The organism is Catellatospora sichuanensis, assembly GCF_007483665.1.
GTDB lineage: Bacteria > Actinomycetota > Actinomycetes > Mycobacteriales > Micromonosporaceae > Catellatospora > Catellatospora sichuanensis.
The window spans coordinates 119,018-137,154 of the sequence record NZ_ML660183.1 but is presented as its reverse complement, the minus strand read 5'-3'; the positions used below and the strand labels follow the sequence as shown (position 1 = coordinate 137,154).

The 18,137-nt window shown below is 70.5% G+C and carries 15 protein-coding genes; 13 read left to right on the top strand and 2 right to left on the bottom strand.

Features of this window, described 5'->3' with window-relative positions:
- Positions 1-36 precede the first annotated feature (36 nt).
- From FLL47_RS00535 to FLL47_RS00525, 3 genes are all read left to right on the top strand, one after another.
- Positions 37-1,605, top strand: a complete 1,569-nt coding sequence (locus tag FLL47_RS00535) for a hypothetical protein (protein WP_144118394.1) — start codon at positions 37-39, stop codon at positions 1,603-1,605.
- Positions 1,606-1,825: 220 nt separating this feature from the next.
- On the top strand, positions 1,826-2,203 hold the full coding sequence (locus FLL47_RS00530; RefSeq protein WP_144118393.1) for a hypothetical protein: 378 nt from the start codon (positions 1,826-1,828) through the stop codon (positions 2,201-2,203).
- A gap of 97 nt (positions 2,204-2,300) precedes the next feature.
- On the top strand, positions 2,301-2,690 hold the full coding sequence (locus tag FLL47_RS00525) for a hypothetical protein (protein ID WP_144118392.1): 390 nt from the start codon (positions 2,301-2,303) through the stop codon (positions 2,688-2,690).
- Positions 2,691-2,795: 105 nt separating this feature from the next.
- Here FLL47_RS00525 and FLL47_RS44615 read toward each other — a convergent pair whose 3' ends face one another.
- Entirely contained in the window at positions 2,796-5,858 is a 3,063-nt protein-coding gene (locus FLL47_RS44615) for an ATP-binding protein (RefSeq protein WP_186315498.1), read from the bottom strand.
- A 132-nt stretch (positions 5,859-5,990) separates the two neighbouring features.
- Here FLL47_RS44615 and FLL47_RS00515 point away from each other — a divergent pair, with 132 nt between their 5' ends.
- The 6 genes from FLL47_RS00515 (at position 5,991) to FLL47_RS00490 (ending at position 12,021) form a co-directional block, all read left to right on the top strand.
- A complete protein-coding gene (locus FLL47_RS00515; RefSeq protein ID WP_144118390.1) occupies positions 5,991-6,845 on the top strand; it encodes a class I SAM-dependent methyltransferase in 855 nt (284 codons plus the stop codon).
- A gap of 88 nt (positions 6,846-6,933) precedes the next feature.
- The gene (gene nudC, locus FLL47_RS00510; RefSeq protein ID WP_144118389.1) at positions 6,934-7,866 is read left to right on the top strand and encodes an NAD(+) diphosphatase; all 933 of its coding nucleotides are present in this window, start codon (positions 6,934-6,936) and stop codon (positions 7,864-7,866) included.
- A 61-nt stretch (positions 7,867-7,927) separates the two neighbouring features.
- On the top strand, positions 7,928-8,461 hold the full coding sequence (locus tag FLL47_RS00505; RefSeq protein WP_144118388.1) for a permease-like cell division protein FtsX: 534 nt from the start codon (positions 7,928-7,930) through the stop codon (positions 8,459-8,461).
- 135 nt (positions 8,462-8,596) lie between these two features.
- A complete protein-coding gene (locus tag FLL47_RS00500; protein ID WP_144118387.1) occupies positions 8,597-10,192 on the top strand; it encodes a phytoene desaturase family protein in 1,596 nt (531 codons plus the stop codon).
- Entirely contained in the window at positions 10,189-11,355 is a 1,167-nt protein-coding gene (locus tag FLL47_RS00495; protein ID WP_144118386.1) for an aromatic ring-hydroxylating oxygenase subunit alpha, read from the top strand. Before FLL47_RS00500 ends, FLL47_RS00495 begins: the two co-directional genes overlap by 4 nt.
- A 120-nt stretch (positions 11,356-11,475) precedes the next feature.
- Complete coding sequence (locus FLL47_RS00490) at positions 11,476-12,021, top strand: hypothetical protein (RefSeq protein WP_144118385.1); 546 nt, start codon at positions 11,476-11,478, stop codon at positions 12,019-12,021.
- Between the two features lie 110 nt (positions 12,022-12,131).
- Here the strand turns inward: FLL47_RS00490 and FLL47_RS00485 are convergent, their stop codons facing one another.
- Positions 12,132-12,929 carry an inositol monophosphatase family protein gene (locus FLL47_RS00485; protein WP_144118384.1) on the bottom strand — a complete coding sequence of 266 codons (798 nt, stop codon included), beginning with the start codon at positions 12,927-12,929 and terminating at the stop codon, positions 12,132-12,134.
- A gap of 388 nt (positions 12,930-13,317) precedes the next feature.
- On the opposite strand from FLL47_RS00485, the gene FLL47_RS00475 reads away from it, so the two are divergent.
- From FLL47_RS00475 to FLL47_RS00460, 4 genes are all read left to right on the top strand, one after another.
- Entirely contained in the window at positions 13,318-14,115 is a 798-nt protein-coding gene (locus FLL47_RS00475; RefSeq protein WP_144118383.1) for a hypothetical protein, read from the top strand.
- Between the two features lie 155 nt (positions 14,116-14,270).
- Positions 14,271-14,477 (top strand): hypothetical protein, encoded by a 207-nt coding sequence (locus FLL47_RS00470; RefSeq protein WP_222105926.1) that lies wholly within the window; start codon positions 14,271-14,273, stop codon positions 14,475-14,477.
- A 23-nt stretch (positions 14,478-14,500) separates the two neighbouring features.
- Positions 14,501-15,115 carry a hypothetical protein gene (locus tag FLL47_RS00465; protein ID WP_144118382.1) on the top strand — a complete coding sequence of 205 codons (615 nt, stop codon included), beginning with the start codon at positions 14,501-14,503 and terminating at the stop codon, positions 15,113-15,115.
- Between the two features lie 47 nt (positions 15,116-15,162).
- A complete protein-coding gene (locus FLL47_RS00460) occupies positions 15,163-17,856 on the top strand; it encodes a DEAD/DEAH box helicase family protein (RefSeq protein WP_144118381.1) in 2,694 nt (897 codons plus the stop codon).
- Positions 17,857-18,137: the final 281 nt, after the last annotated feature.

The window sequence follows — 18,137 nt, the reverse complement described above, 5'->3', positions numbered from 1 at the left end:
AACTTTCGATCTTCCGCGTCCGGAAAGGACGAACTTTTGACTCTCCTGTCGCTTCGCCGGGGCGCCGCACTGCTGTGTGCGGCCGTCGCGCTGCCTCTGCTGTGGGCCGCACCCGCCCAGGCCGAGCTGAGCGGGCCCGCGACGGCCACCTACCTCGGCTACACCGACAGTCGCGCCCCACACAGGGCTTTCGCCTGGGGCACGGCACCGGTGCCGGTCGGCGCATGGAAGGACACCGCGGGCCGCAAGCACCTGTCCCGCGTGTACGTCACCTTCGACCTGCGCGCCTATTCGGGCTCCTCGGTCCGCATCGTGATCCTCAAGGTGAAGGAGCTGTCCGGCGACTGCACCCGGCGCACGGTCGAACTGTGGCGAACCGCGCCCATCTCGAACGCGCCGACCTGGGCGAACCCGCCGCAGGCGATCGAGCGTGTCGCCGAGCTGGCCCCGTCGGACTACGACTGCCCGGGTGCCCTGGGCACCGAGCTGCAGACGGCGTTCGACGAGGCGGTACGGCGCGGTGATCCGGCGTTGACGCTGGAGCTGCGGGTGCCCGCCGCGCACGAGTCCGCGCTGCGCTACGGCCGGACCCTGGACCCGGCGTACGGTGTACCGACGTCGGTGTTCCACGACCCGCTGCCGGTGATCGACCCGACGACGCTCTACAACAACTTCAAGCCGTGCGCGACGGCCGAGCCGTACCCGTACGTGACCGACGAGCCGTGGATGGACGCCCGCGGCGTCGACGCCGACGACCCGTGGGGCTTTCTGAACTACGAGTACCAGCTGTGGCCGGCCGACGCGCCTGAGGAGATCACCGTCGAGACGGGCCCGGTGGCCCGGTTCGGGCCGCTGGCGCACGACGGTGCCGTGTACTCGTGGCGGGTGCGGGCCCGTGACTACTTCAACACGTCGCCGTGGTCGCCGACGTGCTCGTTCATCGCCGACAAGACGGCACCGTCCATGCCGACGGCCGTGTCACCGGCCTACGACCCGGACACCACGGCATGGGTCGGCGGCACGGCGACGTTCACGTTCGGTGCCGGCGGTGCCGCCGACGTCGCGGCCTACCAGTACACGTGGTCGGAGTTCAGCTCGCCGAGCTGCGCACCCGACGACGCGGGCCACTACACGTGCACGCCGCCGCCGGGACAGGTGGACGCCGACGGTGTCGGCGGGACGGCGACGGCGGCGATCACCGCGCCCGGCGGCGGTTCCTGGACGCTGAAGGTCCGTTCCCTCGACCGGGCGGGCAACTACTCCCCGACGCTGACCCTCTACGTGTATGTGATCTTCGCGGGTCCGGCGGGCGTGAGTTCCGACGTGTACGCCGAGGGCGGCGAGCCCACCGGCGGCGTGGGCGTGCCCGGCACGTTCACGTTCACGCCTCCCGCCGGCGGCGAGCAGGTGGTGACGTACTACTACACGCTCGGCGCGGAGTCGGGCGATGCAGTGCCCGGCCCCGACGGGACGGCGTCGTTCACGTACACCCCGACGGCGGCCGGGCCGATGGTCCTGAACGTCCTGCCCTATTTGGGCGACGACGCGAACGGCGAGCCCCGTTTCGCCGCCCCCTACGATTACGCGTTCACCGTCGCGGGCTGACGGCCGACCGGCTCGTTGCGAGCGCCCACCGGCGGTGTGCCGGTGGGCGCTCGCCGTCGACACGGATCGTCGGAGCGAACCTGTGGAACGAGCAGCCACGCCCGTACGTGTGGACCAAGACCGCCGACGAGATCCTTGCCAGCCTCGCCGTTTACTGCAAGCGAATCAAGGACTCGGCACACTGGTGGCTGCTTGACAGATGATCTAGCTTCCTTTGACCATGGGAACCGTGCATCGCGCTCAGATCTTCTTCGACGCCGGGTCTGGCGGCGTGCTGTGGATGAGCGGGCAGGCTGCCTGGGGGGCCTGGGGCCATCCCGTGGACCTTGGCCGGCTCCCGATCAGTGAAGCGCTACGGCGTGAGCTGGCAGACCTTGCAGCGCGGTACGACACCTCGGTGAACTGGGACTATCCGCCCGATCCTGGTCCCTGGCGCGAGGATGAGTGCGCCCGGTTCAACCAGGAGGTCCAGCAAGCTGTCAGCCGACTCCGTGGCGAACTCGGACCGGACTGGCAGATCACCGATCGGGTCGAAGAGCTGCAGGAGGATCCGGATCTTGACCGGTATCTCGCCGACCCAGCCGCCTTCAGGCGCTAGTGCCGCGTCCCTTGGGGTTGGCCGTGTAATGCGCTGATTCCTGGTTGGTGGACGGCGAGGCATGTGTCAGCCTTTGTCTGTGTGGTGCCTCGATCCGGTGAACAGCGCCGAGTTGATCAATCGGCTACGTGTTCATGCCGGCGGTGATTTCGACGTCGCCTGGGTTGGCGAGGGCTGGCGTTGCCTCGTGGGGGAGTGTCACGAGCAGCTGGCAGCGGCGTTTCCGACGTATGTGCTGGTGAACGTCGAGCAGAAACACGGCGTGCTGTCATTTCAGGCCTTGCCGCACCCACGGGTAGAAGGCCAGCCGTACTGGTCGAGCGAACAGTCCGCCATGCTGGAAGCGATCACCGATGAGTTCACACATCGGTCCGAGTCGGTGTGCGAGTGGTGCAGTGCCGCTGCAGAGCTGCGCGGATGGCGCAGAATCGAACTCACGCTATGCGAAGAATGCGACCGCCGGTTTCCTGATCCTCCAGGAACGTGATCGTCGCCGAGCGACGGAATTCCGCGTCGTGTCACGCCGCCTCGTCGTAGGCGGTGACGGTTTGCTCGTCGAGGGCGACGGTGACGAGCCGGTGGGCGCTCGCCGTCAACGCGGGTCGTAGCGGCACGTGTTGCCGGTTCGTACGGTTCGATCCAGGTGGGCGGCCAGCTCGGGTAGCGCCTCGCGGATACGGGTGATCGCGTCGCGGATGCGGGCGGTCACCGCCTTGCGGGCCCGCTCGGCCGCCGAGGTGCCCAGGGGCCGGCTGTGGCCGTCCGGGCGGGTGGCCTGGCGCAGTTGGGTCAGCAGCTGCTCGCGTTCGTCGGTTGCGGCGTGCCGGCGGCCGAGGTCGTGGTCGTCGTCTGCGTCGGCGATCTCCTGTTCAAGTGCTGCCAGGCGTCGCCGGTAGGCGGCCAGTGCCGTGCGGTCCAGCACCGGATCGGCCCGGTCGGCGGCGGCTGCGGCGGCTCCGGCCAGGGTGAGCGCGGGGTGGTCGACGCCCGGCGCGGCGAGCAGCGCGGCGAGGTCGTGCAGCCCTTTGCAGTCGCGTAGGAACACGGTCCGGCCTTGGTATCGGGCCTGCCACATGTCGCCGACCCGTTGTAGCGTGACCTCGCCGTCACGGTGCCGGGGCGGGGGCGGTTTTCGTGGCTGCGTGTCGAGGGCGGCGATCGCCGCGTGCGACTCGGCCTGCCAGCTCCGGGCGCCCAGCCGCCGGTGGAGTTCGGCGGCGCGGCCCAGCCACTGCCGGGCCGGGACCTGCTCGGCCAGCGCCGCGTGCAGCGATCCGATCCGGTGGGCGTGCGCGCCCATGAACGCGACCAGTGCCGCGTTGACGGCGCAGGTCTCCGACAGCGGCAGCAGGTCGCCTAGCAGCTGTCGGCACAGGGGGCGGTCGTCGAGGGCGACGGCGGCGGTGGCGAGTTCGCCGACGAACACCGACCACAGGTAGGACCGGTCGGTGCGCCAGTCCGGCAGCGCGAGTACGGTGTCCAGTTCGCGTCTGGCTAGGTCGAGGTCGCCGGCGCGGGCGTAGAAGCCGGCGGCCACGGCGTGTGCGTGGGCGGGTGCGCCGACCCACCAGGAGACGGCTTCGGCGGCGGTGTCGCGTAGTTGCGCGGCGTCGCCGCGGGCCCGGACGATTTCGAGGCGCTGTGACATGCGGACGTTGCCGGTGTCGGCGTCGCCGACGGCTTCGCCGAGTGTGGCGGCTTGAGCGCTGAGCTGCTCGCCGGCGGCCAGGTCGCCGTCGAGCAGGGCGAGTGCGGCGCGGCGGATGTGCAGGTTGTAGTCGTGGCGGGGTTGGCGTAGCTGCCGGGCGGCGTGGTCGTAGGCGTGCAGGGTGGCCCGGAATGCGGGGTTGGCGGTCTCCAGTTGCGCGGTGGCGGTGAGCAGCAGCGCTTGGGTCTGGCGTTCGGGGTTGTGGGCCTGCCGGGACAGTTCGCCGATCTCGGTGGCGATCTCGGCCCGGCGGGTGGCGGTGCCGGGCGTCCACAGCACGTCGTGTTGGGCGAGTAGGCAGTCGGCGAGGGTGGCCGGGTCGGCGATGTGGCGGGCGACGGCGATGGCGTGTTCGGCCAGCGGTGCGGCGCGCGGCCGGTCGGCGGGCACGGAGTGTTGTAGTTGCCGGGCGAGCGCGGCGGTGACCTGTGCTTCGGTGGCGGTGGTGGTGCCGGACAGGGCGTGGTGGGCCTGTTCGAGGCGGTCGACCAGGTCGGTGCGTGGCATGGCGAACCGGGCGCCGATGCGGTCGATGCCCAGCGCGACCGTGCCGATCAGGTCTGGTGCGCCGGTGTGTCGGGCGCGCTGCCATGCGGTGTCGAGCAGGTCGCGTGCCGTTGCGGTGTCGCCGGCGCGGAGGCGGTGGTCGGCTTCGGCGGTGAGCAGGTCGACGTGGTCGGTGTCGCTGAGGGCCGCACCGGTGGTCAGGGCGGCGGTGCGGACGCGGCCGAGGTGGGCGGCGGCGTCGGTGAACGCGTACCGGTCGGCGTCGGCCTGTGCGGCGCGGCGGGCCCAGTGCAGGGCCGGGGTGATGGTGTGCGGGAGGGCGGCGGTGCAGTGGTGGGCGATCTCGGCGGCGAACACGGTTCCGCCGCGTTCGTGTCGGCGCTGTAACGCCGCGGCGAGCTGGGCGTGCAGGTGCAGGCGTTGTGCGGTGGACAGTCCCGAGTAGATCGATTCGCGGTAGAGGTCGTGGGTGAAGCGGGTCCCGTCGGCGGCGGGGGTCAGGATGCCGGCGGCGGTGGCCTGTTCGGTCAGGTCGGTGATGCGGGCGGGCGGCTGTCCGGTGACCTCGGCGAGCACGTCGGGCAGTAGCGTGCCGGTGCCGACCGCGGCGGCTTCGACCAGGCGGGCGCAGTCGGCTGACAGCCGGGAGGTGCGTCGCGCGATGACCTCCCGTACTGCGGCGGGTACGGCGCCGACCGCGGGGCCGTCGGAGATCAGTCGGCTGAGTTCGGCGGCGAAGAACGGGTGTCCGCCGCTGCGTTCATGTACCACCGGTGCCCACTGGTCGGCTGCGGTAGGGCCCGCGACGGCTTGGACCAGGTCGGTGATCTCCTGGGGGGACAGGCCGCGCAGTGGCAGGCGTTCGGCCAGGAGCGCGACGTCGGCCATTGTGGTGGCGGCCGGGCCGGCGAGTTCGTCGGGGCGGTAGGCGGCCAGGAGCAGCAGCGCGCCGGGGTAGGTCGTGCCGGTGAGGAAGCGCAGCAGTTCCAGGCTGGCGTCGTCGGTCCACTGGAGGTCGTCGAGGACGACCACGACCGGTGCCTGGCGGACGGCTGCGGCCAGGGTGCGGGCGACGGCGTCGAAGACGCGCAGCCGGCCGGCGGCCCCGTCGCCGCTGGGCGGTCCTGCGTCGAGCAGGCTCGCCGCGGGCACGGCGGTGGCTTGTCCTGGCTGCGGACCGGGTTCGTCGAGGCAGCGCAGCACCTGGGTCCACGGCCAGTACGCGGGTGCCTGCTCGCCGTTCCAGCAGGTGCCCCATGCGGTGCGGGTGCCTGCGGTGGCGGCGTCGGTGGTGAACCTGGCCAGCAGTGCGGTCTTGCCGATCCCGGCTTCGCCGCTGACCAGTACCAGTGCGGGCCGGCGCCAGCCGGTGCCGCCGGTCGTGGCCAGCGCGGCCGCGAGGCGGGACAGGGCGTCTTGGCGGCCGACGAAGGTGGACACCCGGGCATTGTCGCGCAGCTTCGGCGTCCGGTCGGGAAGTGCCAGGTGTTTTCTGGCGGATGCGGGTGCCGTTCTGGCGCGTATCGGGGTGACAGGACAGGACCGGCGGATGATTTCCGGAGGGCAGTTGCCGTGACGACCACGTTCGACCCGCAGGTGTACAAGTCCACCACTCGGCGGCAGTGGCAGGACGCCGCTGAGGCCTGGCACCGGTGGGGGCCGCTCATCGAGGACTGGCTCGGTGCCGCCACGCGGCGGATGCTCGACGCTGCGGGGATCTCCGCGGGTAGCCGGGTGCTGGACGTGGCCGCCGGTGCGGGCGGGCAGACGCTGGCGGCCGCGCATCGTGCCGGGCCGGCGGGGCATGTGCTGGCCACCGACATCTCGCCGGCGATCCTGGCGTACGCGGAGCGCTCCGCTCGCGATGCGGGGCTGTCCAACGTGGCGGTCCTCGAACTGGACGGGGAGCGGCTGGACGTGCCGGAGGCGTCGTTCGATGCGGTCATCTCCCGGGTCGGGTTGATCTACTTCCCGGATCAGCAGGCGGCGCTGGCGGGGATGCGTGCCGCGTTGCGGCCCGGCGGGAGGGTCGCGGCCGTCGTGTATTCGGGCGCGGACCGCAACGGTTTCTTCTCCCTGCCGGTGGGGATCATCCGGCGTCGGGCTGCGCTGCCGCCGCCGCTGCCGGGCCAGCCGGGACCGTTCAGCCTCGGTGCGCCGGGGGCGGCGCAGGAGGTGTTCGCCCGCGCCGGGTTCCACGACATCACCGTGGATGCGGTCGACTCGCCGGTGCGGCTGCCGTCGGCGGCCGACTGCGTCCGGTTCGAGCGGGAGTCGTTCGGCGCCCTGCACCAGATGCTGGCCGGGCTGTCGGAGGCGGAGCGGGACGATGCCTGGGCGGAGATCACCGCGGAGCTGGCGGCGTTCGAGGGCCCGGAGGGTTTCGTCGGGCCGTGCGAGATGCTGGTGGTGTCCGCGACTCGCTGACGGCCCGCATCCGGGGACCGGCCGGGCGCCTCTGCTCCGGTCGGCCCCCGGACGCGTGCGGGTTGAGCGGTCTGGGACGCTGGCCCGCATGACTGACCTGCAGCTGGTGCCGCGTCTGACCTACTGCGGCGGTGAACTCGACCGGGCAGGCGACCGGCGGGCCGACCCGCTGTGGATCGAGGCGGCCCTGTCGGCGCCGGACGTCCGGCTGATCCCGATGTGGCGCGATCAGTGCCTGACGGCGGGCACGTCGCAGGCTCCGGTGGTCCTGACCGGTGCCAGGGTCGATGCGGTCCGTCAGGCCGCCGTCGGGCCGGTCTTCCTGGGGCTGGACGGCGGTGCGGCCGTGTTCGCCGTGGATCTGTCCGCGCTGGCGGAGTCCGAGGCGCTCGGCCTGGCCGGTGCGGAACGTGTCCTGGACGTCCGGGCGCTGGTGGGGCTGCTGTCGCCGGGCGAGGCGGCGATGGCGGCGTACGCGCGTGGGATCCTGCACTGGAACCGCCACCAGGGTTTCTGCGGCTCGTGCGGGGCGGCGACGGTCAGCCGCAACGGCGGCCATCTGCGGGTGTGCGCGGATGCCGGATGCGGTCGGTTGCTGTTCCCGCGGATCGAACCGGCGGTGATCATGCTGGTCGAGTCGGCGGACACCCCGCGCCGCTGCCTGCTGGCCCGGCATCGCGGGTCGGCCGTCGGCGGGTACTCGACGCTGGCGGGTTTCGTGGAGATCGGCGAGAGTCTCGAGGACGCGGTGCGGCGTGAGGTGGCCGAGGAGGCGGGGGTGCCGGTCGGGTCGGTGACGTACGTGGCTTCGCAGGCGTGGCCGTTTCCGGCCGGGTTGATGCTGGGTTTCCGGGCCACGGCCACCGCGTACACCGTGACCGTGGACGGGCAGGAGCTGGTGGAGGCGCGCTGGTTCACCCGGGCCGAACTGCGGGCACACGCCGCGGCGGGCGGCCGGCTCGGCAACGAGGACTCGATCGACCGGCTGCTGCTGCACAGCTGGCTGGAAGAAGGCGACTGAGGCATCGGAGCTGTCTCGGCTGCCCCCTGCGGACCTGTGCCTGGTGGTAGAAGTGGTGGCCATGTCCGACCACATCGATCAGCCGTCCGTGGACTCGGCGTCGCCGACTGCTCCGACGCCCGTCGCCGAACCGCCGTCTGCGAGGCAGCGCTGGCTCCCGCTGGCGGCGATACTGGGGGCGTTGCTCGCGGGGGCGGTCCTGGCAACCGCCGCGTTCATGGTCCTGGGCCGGTCCGAGCCGGAGCACCGGTTCAATGTCAGCGTCTACCTGGATCGCGATGTCACCGAGGAGCAGCGGGCTGCGGTGCGGACCGCGCTGGCTGCCCTTGACCCGGTCAACGGGGTCCGGCACGAAAGCCGCGAGCAGGCCTACCGGAACTTCCAGGAATTGATGAAAGACAGCCCGGACATCGTCGGGAGCATCAAGCCGGGGGAGCTGCCCGAATCGTTCCAGGTCCTTTTCATCGCAACCGTGTTCGACTGCGAGATGCTGACGCGGGTCAAGCCGATGGAGGGTGTGGACACGATCGTCGTGCAGCGGCGGCCGCGTAGCGATCAACCTGGTGTGACCGTCTCTTGCGGCAACCTGCTGTAGGGAACTGCTCGTCTGGCTTTGCGGCCGAGGCCGGGTTCTTGTATTGGTCACGGAGCGTATAAACCGACGATGGTGAATAATATCTGGTGAACAAGGGTCTTCCCAACTGAGCGGTCAGTCAGTAAGAATCTTGGCGTGACGCATGACGTGATCATCATCGGTGGTGGGCACAACGGTCTGGTCGCCGCGGCGTACCTCGCGCGGGCCGGACGGCGGGTGGTGGTGCTGGAGCGACGGCACACCGTCGGCGGCGCCGCCGTGTCCGAGCGCCCGTTCGGCCCGGACTTCCTGGTGACCTCCCTGTCATACGTGGTGAGCCTCCTGCCGCCGGACATGGTCGCCGACCTGCGACTGGCCGAGCACGGCTACCACGTGTACGAGCAGGGCCCCTACTTCGCACCCCGCCGCGACGGCCGCCACCTGCACCTGGCGAGCGACCCGCAGCGCCGCCACGCCGAGATCGCCAAGTTCTCCAAGGCCGACGCGGACGCCTACGAGCGCTGGGAGGCGTGGCTGGGCGGGCTCGGTGCGAAGGTCGGCCCGCTGCTGGACGCGATCCCGCCGAAGCTCGGCTCCAAGCGCCCCGGTGACCTGCTCGGGCAGGCTGCGCTGCTCAAGACGCTGCGCAAGATCGACGTGCGGGCCGCGTTCGACCTGACCCGGCTGTTCACCGCCAGCATCGCCGACCTGGTCGAGGACCGGTTCGAGTCCGACGCCATGCGCGGCCTGCTGTCGGTGTCGGGCGTCATCGGCACCTGGGGCGGGCCGCGCAGCGCCGGGACGGCGTTCGTCACCCTGCACCACCACCTGGACCAGACCGGCGGCCAGTCCGCGGCATGGGGTTTCCCGCGCGGCGGCATGGGCGGGGTCACCGCGGCGATGGCCGCGTCCGCGCGCTCGTTCGGCGCGCAGATCCGCACCGAGGCGACCGTGGCCCGCATCGACACCACCGGCGGCCGGGTCACCGGCGTCACGCTGGAATCGGGCGAGCAGCTCACCGCGCCGACAGTGATCACCACGGCGCATCCGAAGATCTCGTTCCTGCGGATGATGGACCGCGACGAGCTGCCGGGTGACTTCGTGGCCGACATCGAGTCGTGGCAGACCCGCTCGGGCACGGTGAAGGTCAACTTCGCGGTGGACCGGCTGCCGAGCTTCGCCAGCCACCCCGAGTTCGACCCCGCGGTGTACGGCGGCACGATCGTGCTGTCGGAATCGCTCGACGACGTGGAGACCGCGTTCCAGGAGGCCGCCGCAGGCAAGGCGGCGACGCTGCCGTTCGCCGACGTGTGCATCCCGTCGGTGTTCGACCCGTCCCTGGCGCCCGAAGGCCAGCATGTGATCAGCATGTTCACCCAGTGGGTGCCGCACACCTGGGCCGCACAGCCGCACACCACCGAACTCGACGCGTACGCCGACCGCCTCGTCGCGCGGATGGAGGCCGTCGCGCCCGGGTTCACCGACTCGGTCATCGGGCGTCAGGTCATCGGCCCGCACGAGATGGAGCACGAGTACGGCCTGGTCGGCGGCAACATCTTCCACGGCGAGCTGACGCCGGGGCAGATGTTCCACTGCCGGCCCGCGGCCGGTTACGCGGATCTGCGTACCCCGATCAAGGGTCTCTATCAGGCGGGCTCCGCCACGCACGGGGGTGGCGGGGTCACCGGTATTCCGGGCCGCAACGTGGTCCGGCAGGTGCTGCACGACACCGGCCGCCGGGGCCGGCGATGACCGCCGCACTCGCCCGCCCCGTCGCGGCCGGTCCGGTGCCCGCGCCGCTGCCCGCCGACGGTCTCGACGCCGCGCTGCGACCGTTCGGGTCCTCGCGGATGCTGCCCGTGCAGGCCTACACCGACCCGGCGGTCCTCGAATGGGAGCGGCGGCACCTGTTCGCCGGGTCGTGGACGTGCGTGGGCCGGTTGGCGCAGCTGGCCGAGGGTGGCAACCAGCACGCGCTGACCGTCGGCGACGTCGCCGTCGTGCTGACCGTCTCCGACGCGGGGGTGCGCGCGTTCGCGAACGTGTGCCGCCACCGCGGGCACGAGCTGCTGCCCGACGGCGGCACGTGTGAGCGGCGGGCGATCGTGTGCCCGTACCACGGCTGGTCCTACGACCTCGACGGCGCGCTCAAGACCGCGCCGCGGATGGACGACGACTTCCCGGCCAGGCAGTTCGGGCTCGTCGAACTGCCCGCGGTGGACTGGCACGGCTGGGTGTTCGTCAACGCCACCGGCACCGCGATGCCGTTCGACGAACACCTGGGCACCCTCGACCGGCTCGTCGCGCCGTACGCGCCGGAGAAGCTGACGGTCAAGGCGGTGCACCGCTACCAGGTCGCGGCGAACTGGAAGGTCATCGCCGAGAACTACCACGAGTGCTACCACTGCCCGCTGATCCACCCGGAGCTGTGCGCGGTCACCCCGCCGAACTCCGGCGACAACTGGCACGAGCCCGGCCACTGGCTCGGCGGGTCGATGGAGCTGCGCGAACACGCCGAGACTATGTCCCTCGATGGGCGCTCGCGCGGGGTGATGCTCGACGGCGTCGACCCGCGTACCGTGCGCTACCTGGGGCTGTTCCCGAACGTGCTGCTGTCGCTGCACCCCGACTACGTGATGGCGCACCGGATGACGCCGCTCGCACCGGACCGGACCCTCGTCGAGTGCCTGTGGCTGTTCGACGACGCGGTCACCGACCCGTCGTACGCGGTCGAGTTCTGGGACGTCACGAACCGGCAGGACTGGGCGGCGTGCGAATCGGTGCAGCGCGGCCTGAGCTCGCCGCACTACACGCCGGGGCCGCTCGCTCCGAACGAGACCGCGATCTACGACTGGGTGACGCTGCTGGCTCGGGCGTATCGCGATCCTGCAGGCGTGCTGGGCCGGGCAGACTAGGGTCCGACAAAGGAAGGTACGGACGGGATGACGTCGCCAGATGCTCGAGAAGCCGTCGCGCACCTCCGGCCACGGTGGGTGGTCACACCGCTGGAGGGCGTCGGGCCGTTGCGGTTTGGCATGACTGCTGCGGAGGCTGCCGCGGCACTGCCGCAGGCCCAGGAGATTCGCCGGTTCCAGGCCGAGCCCTACTTCCCGGAGGTCGTAGGCATCGAGCTGGTTTTCCAACCATCGGTGCCTGCACTCTACGAGTACTTCGACAAGACAGGTCGACTGTTCTGCATTGCAGCTGACGCTGTTCACGGACCCCGGATGGTGCTGGACGGGATGGAGTTGACCGGCGGCAACCCCGCCGAGCTGGAGCAGTGGCTGTCCGACCTGCCTGATGCAATGGGTGGCCTGCGGTTCGGGCCGCGCGGCAACCCGGGGATCGACGAGCTCGGTCTGATACTGCGGGTGCAGGACACCGCGGATGGATTACTTACCCGGCCCGTGCTGGTTGGTCGCGAGTGGGCCGAGCGTTGCACCGATGACTGGGAAGGCGCGATCCCTGAAAGCGAATGGGTCGGATACCTCTGGCCCAACCCACATGAGGATGAGGAGAAGGTGTGGCCTTCGGCCCGGTCCACGGCGACCTGGGCAGGCGAGTGGTCACCACCGTTCTAGGGCCGCTATGGAGTCGTGATCAGAGCAGTGGGCCAGCAATTTGCAGCGAGAAAGGCATCTGCTGGGGCGGACGTCGGCTCAGAACGGCAGCCCTGGCCCACGTCCCAGCCCTACCTTCGGCTATGGATCATCGACATCAACAGCCCGTGGGTCTCGGCGTCGGCGGCCGCCACAAGCCCGCGGCCTGCCTGCCCGATCGGGGCGCCGTCGATTCCGGTGACCACGCAGCCGGCGGCCCGGCACACAGCGATGCCGGCGGCGAAATGCACACTCTCCGACAGGTCTCCGCCATCGGTGACATACGCGGCGCGCTTGCCGGCTGCGACCCAGGACAACGCCAGCGTCGTGGACACGACCCGCGGCCGGAACCGCTTGACGAACTCGGGGTGGGCCAGCAGGTCCACAGCCCGGAATCCGGGCGCGTTCGGGAACGGCGGATCCAGGTTGACGTCCACGAGTTGAGTGGCCGGCGTGGGCGCTAGCCGCGTTTGGACCCCGTCGTGCCGGACCCAGGCGATCTTACCGTCGGTGAAGAAGGCCTCGCCGCTGAACGGGTCCGCCACCGCCGCCGCCCCGTTGCGCAGCGCCACGTTGACGGCCGCCAGCATGCTGCCGACGGCATAGTTCAACGTGCCGCACAAGGGATCGACCAGCCACTGGCGCACAGCGCCGGTCGCGCCCTGCTGCCCGCCTTCCTCGCCGAGGACCGCGTCATCGGGCCGAGCAGCACGGATAACGCCGAGGATCGCCTTCTCAGCCTCCACATCGGCGGCGGTGGCGAAGTCCCCCGCGCCCTTGTCGATGCGGGTGAGCCGCAGGCCGTACATGTTGTGCACCACGTCCGCGCCCGCACGAGCCGCAGCTAACGCAACCTCAACATCGTCAGGCCTCGCGTATGAGTTGATCACGCCGCGCAGAATATCCGGCAGGAGAAGCTGATCCCCACCGGTCAGGCCGGCATCGTCTCCTCGCCGGTGAGGCAAGCGGCATCGTCGCGAACCTGAGCTGGGACAGAACCCGGGCACCTGCCGTACATGGCTTAGAGATCAGTTCAGAAAGAATCTCGCAGGTGGCGTAGACAGATGATCGAGCAGGCGAGGCTGACGAGGGCCTGGTGGATGTCGGCGCGGCGTTCGTAGCGGATCGTGACTCGGCCGCGGCTGACGTCGTTGGGGGCGACAGCCGTGTTCGGCAGAGCAGCTTGGTTGCCTCACGGCTACGGATGCCTTGCACGTCTGCCTGCCGTGGGCGCAACTCGGTTGCGGCTGCCATTGTCCGACGTCAAGATGACTATCCATGATCGATCGAACGCCTCGTCTGCAGTTCCCGCCCGAGCTGCCGGCGGAGCAGCGCAGCCTGCTCATCGATGTGGCGTGCCGGAATCAGGCCGATCACGGCACGGGTCTGTTGGGCATGGTTCTTTCCGGTTCGGCGGGCAGAGGCCTCGCCACCGACCTATCCGACCTCGATGTCTACGTCGTACTGGCCGACAAAGGCCGACGCTGCACAGTGCACTCCGCTGCGCTTGATGAAATCCCGGTCACCCTCGCTGAGCTCGAGGAGGTGCCGGCATTCGGATCGGCAGGCTGGTGGTTCCGGTGGTCGTACGCATGGGCGCCTGTACTGCTGGACCGCACCGCAGGACGCGTGCAGTCCGCGATGAGCCGCCAGGCGACCGTTACCACCGGCGAAGCCGAGTCGATCCTCGTCGAGCACGACCGACTCGACGGCTGGATCAACTACGCCTATCGCGCCCTCAAGAACAACCGTGACGGCCGCGGGCTCGAATGCCGCCTTGACGCCGCCGAGTCGATGCCTTGGCTGCTGGACGTCATCTTCACGCTCGCAGGCCGCGTCCGCCCGTATCACAAGTACCTGCCCTGGGAGCTGCATCACCACCCCGTGCCCGGTTGGGATGCGGCGGAACTGCTGGCCCTGCTGACAGCGACGCTCGATGGCGACCCTGCCGCCGTGCGCGCGACATTTCAACGGATCGATACGTTGTGTGCAGCGTTCGACAGCCAACGCACCGAGCCGCTCCTCAGGCCGATCATCGACGCCTGGGGCGATGAGCTGCTATTGCTGAGGCAGTGAAAGCGTCGCGTATCCGCTGAGCTGCCTGCGCTCAAAGCCCACACTGCTCGCGGGCGATTCACTCTCGGGCCGCGCTGATCGGCGCTCAATAAACCATCCTGTGCGGCCACTTCCACCTGCAGCTGTTCGGCCTGCTGCGCGGCATACCGGTGTGGGTGACACCCGGTGTGGTCACCCGCATCGACTTCACCGCGCCGCCGCGCTGGGAACGCGCCGTCCTGGGCGCCGGAGCCACCGTGGTCGACCTCGGCGGCCCGGCCTCCCCGCTGTTCCACCTCCTGCAGGCCCGCGATCCGCGCGCCGGCGAGCAGGTCTACCTCGTCGACGCGGTGTCGGGCGAGGAGGTCGCCGAGCAGCCGTGACACCGCTGTGTACCATCCCCGCCGTGATCCAAGATCCCCCTCGGAGCGGTGACCAGCGCGCAGTACTGAGCCTCGTGGCCGTCATCGTCACCATCGGCGCGACCATCTGGCTGGGCGCGCTGTCCGACGAGGTTCCGCTGCTGCGCGAAGCGTACGGACGCTGGCACGGGATCGGATTCGTGCTGCTGACCTCGCTCGTCGTGGCGACGCTGGCCGGAGCGCTGCTGCACTCGTTCTGGGCGCGGGACGCGGGCCGGTCGATCCGGCTGGGCTGGTGCAACGCCGCCCTGGTGCTGGCGTACGCCGCAGTGGTCGGGCTGCTGGCCTGGTACATCGGCCCTGAGGTCTCGCCGGACTTCGGCAGCGGCCGCGGCGGCGGCGCGAAGGGCGCCTACGTGGCGTGGCTGATCGCCGTACTGCCCGCGTTCGCCGTCGTCGCCTGTGTCGGCGGACTCTTCCCGCAGGTCCGCGCCTCGGCGGACGAGCCGGATACGGCGCAGGCAGAAAACGCCGATGCGCAGGTGCCTGCGCGTCGGCCGGGCCGGTTCTACCAGGTGGTGCTCGTGACGGCGGGCATCTGCTGGGCCCTGGGTGCGCTGCCGTTCCTGCTGCTGGTCCTGGTGGACATCGCCATGTGAACGAACTGACGCACGGCGTTTGCCGGTGTCGATTAGCGTGCCGGGGCATGATCCCAGCAGAGGTCGCCGGCATGACGTTCCGCTGGCCCTGGCGGGAGTACCAGGCCAGGGTCCTCGACGAACTGCCGACCCTGCTGCAGGACGGCCGCCTGCACGTCGTGGCGGCGCCCGGTTCCGGCAAAACCGTGGTGGGCATCGAACTCTTCCGGCGGCTGGCCCGGCCCACCGTGGTGATGTCGCCGACCCGGACGATCCGCGACCAATGGCTGGACCGCCTGCGCGACTTCCTGCCGCCGGATCAAACACCCGACCCCACCTGGCGCAGCCGTGACCTCGCCGAGCTGCGGTTCTTCAACTCGATCACCTACCAGGCCCTGCACACCCGCGCGCGCGAACAGGCAGCGGCACCGCAGGACCTCGAAGCCGCCGCGACGGGAGAATCCGACGACGAAGCCGAGCAGCTCGGCCCGTCCGGCGGCGAACTGCAGCACGTGATCGACCTGCTCCGTGTAGCGCAGATCAAGGTGCTGATCCTCGACGAGGCCCACCACCTGCGGGCAAGCTGGTGGACGGCGCTGCAGCAGATCGTCGCCGCGCTCGACGGCCTCACCGTGATCGCACTGACCGCGACGCCGCCCTACGACGTGCAGGGGCACGAGTTCGCCCGCTACCTCGAACTCTGCGGGCCGATCGACGCCGAGATCTCCGTGCCCGAACTGGTCAAGGCCGGGACACTGTGCCCGCACGATGACTACATCTGGCTGACCGAGGCCGACGGCGCCGACTCCGCCCGCCTGGCCGAGCATCGCCGCATGGTTGAGCTGCTCGGCGACGACGTGATGCACGACGCGCAGGTCGTCGCGGAGCTTGCCGCCCATCCGTGGGCGCGGCAGCCGCGGGCGCACGCGGCGCAGATCGCCGGCTCGCCGGAGACCGCGCTCGCGCTCGCGCGTTTGCTGCATTCGGCGGGTACGCCCAGTGAAGCGCTGCAGGCCGTCCTCGGCGCCGAAGCCGGCCAGCTGGGTCGGCCGGGCCCGGTGGAGCTGGAACTGGTGCTGCACGAATATCTGTTCGCCAGGCAGTGGGAGCACGGCCCGGGCACCGACCGGCGGCAGTTGCTCAGCAAACGGCTGCGGGCCGACGGCCTGCTGTGGCGGCGCGAATGGGGGCTGGACGAGCCAGGCCGTGGCTGGCCGCAGCTGAACCTCAGCCGCACGAAGGTCGACGCGTGCGTGCAGATCCACGAGCTGGAAGCCGCCGAACGGGGCGACGAGCTGCGTCAGGTGATCCTCACCGACTACATCCGCGACGACGACCATGCCCGCGAGCAGCCCCGCGGCCTGTCGCTGGGGGCGTGGCCGATCTTTCATCGCCTCGCCGCCCGGCCGGGCGACGCGACCGGCCTGGTCCTGCACACCGGCCGGCTGACTGTCGTGCACCAAGACCTGATCACGGATCTGCGAGCCGCGGTCGACGGTGACCGGCTGCAGGTGCAGCCCGTGGCGTCGCTGGCCCGGTACCGGCAGGTCACCTTGGCTGGCGGGCAGCGGCTGACCGGGGCGCTGACCGCGCTGTTGGCCGAGGGCCGCATCAACGTCATCGTCGCGACCCGCGCGCTGCTCGGCGAGGGCTGGGACGCCCCGCAGGTGAACTCGCTGGTCCTGGCCAGTTTCGTCGGCTCGTTCATGACCACGAACCAGATGCGGGGACGGGCGATCCGCACCGACCCGGCCCAGCCTGGCAAGGTGGCTTCGATCTGGCATCTGGCCACCTACGCCGAGGTCGGTGACAGCGGCTGGGACTGCCGCGACATCGAGGAGATGGCCGAGCGGTTCGAGACGTTCTGCGGCATCGCCGAAAACGAGCCGGCTCTGGTCACCGGGCTGGGCCGGGTCGGTGTCGACTTCTACTCCCGGGGCCGCTGCCAGGTTCCGATCGACGCCGCCGCGCAGAACGCGGTCATGGCGGCCCGGCTGCGCGACCGCCAGGATCGCGCACAGCGCTGGCATGCCGTCCTGGCCGGCCCCGAGGGACGGATCCTGCCGAGCGTGGCGCTGCCCGTACCGCCGAAATTCCGGGTTCTGCGGTTCCGTGGCACGTTGGCTGCGCTCATGGTGCAGTTGGCGATCTTCGTGTCGGTCGCGTTGCTGCAGGTGATGGAGCTGCTCGGCCGCGGCCCGGCAACGATTGCGCCGTTCCTGGTGGTCGCCCTGCTGGCGACCGCGGTGACCGGTCCCAAGCTGGTCAGGGCGGCCATTTTGTGGCTGCGTTTCCTGCCGGTCGATGGTGCGATCGAACCGATCGCCAACGCGGTACGCGACGCGCTGTGCGACACCGGCCTGATCCCCGCCACCCTGCGCGATGCCCCGATCGTCGTGCGTCGTAACGCGATGGGGGTCTACCACGTCGCCCTCGGCGGCGGCACGTTCGCCGAGCGGTCGCTGTTCGCCGACAGCGTCCATCAGGTGCTCGCTCCGATCCGCAAGCCCCGATACCTGATCACCCGCAGCATGGACCGCTGGTCACGGCAGCAGACCGACTACCATGCGGTGCCGGCCGTGCTCGGTTTGCAGGCTGAGCGTGCGCAGGCGTTCCTTCGTGCCTGGCGCAGGCACGTCACTCCCGCCGAGCTGGTCTTCACCCGGTCCGATGTCGGGCGCGCAGCGTTGATCCACGCGCAGACCAGGTCGTTCGCCGCGGCAGCCCAGGGCGTAGCCAAACGCATGGATTACTGGTTCTGACCAGCGCGCTTCGAGGTCCTGCTCACCTGGCGCCGCGAACCGCACGGCCGCCACCGCCTCGAATCCCTCACCGGCCCATTGCGTCCTTGACCCGGGTCCCTCTTGGATCTTGCGCACCTGGCGGCCGCCGGGCGACGGGCCGGATCCGTCTGGGGTTGTGTCGGTCCTGCGGGCGGTGACGGAACGGCCATCGCGGTGGTGGCCGAGTAAGCTTCCCCGCTTCTCGGTCAGCCGCGATGGCCGTCACCAGCAGTATCGCCCGGCCGGCGAGGTGTGACCAG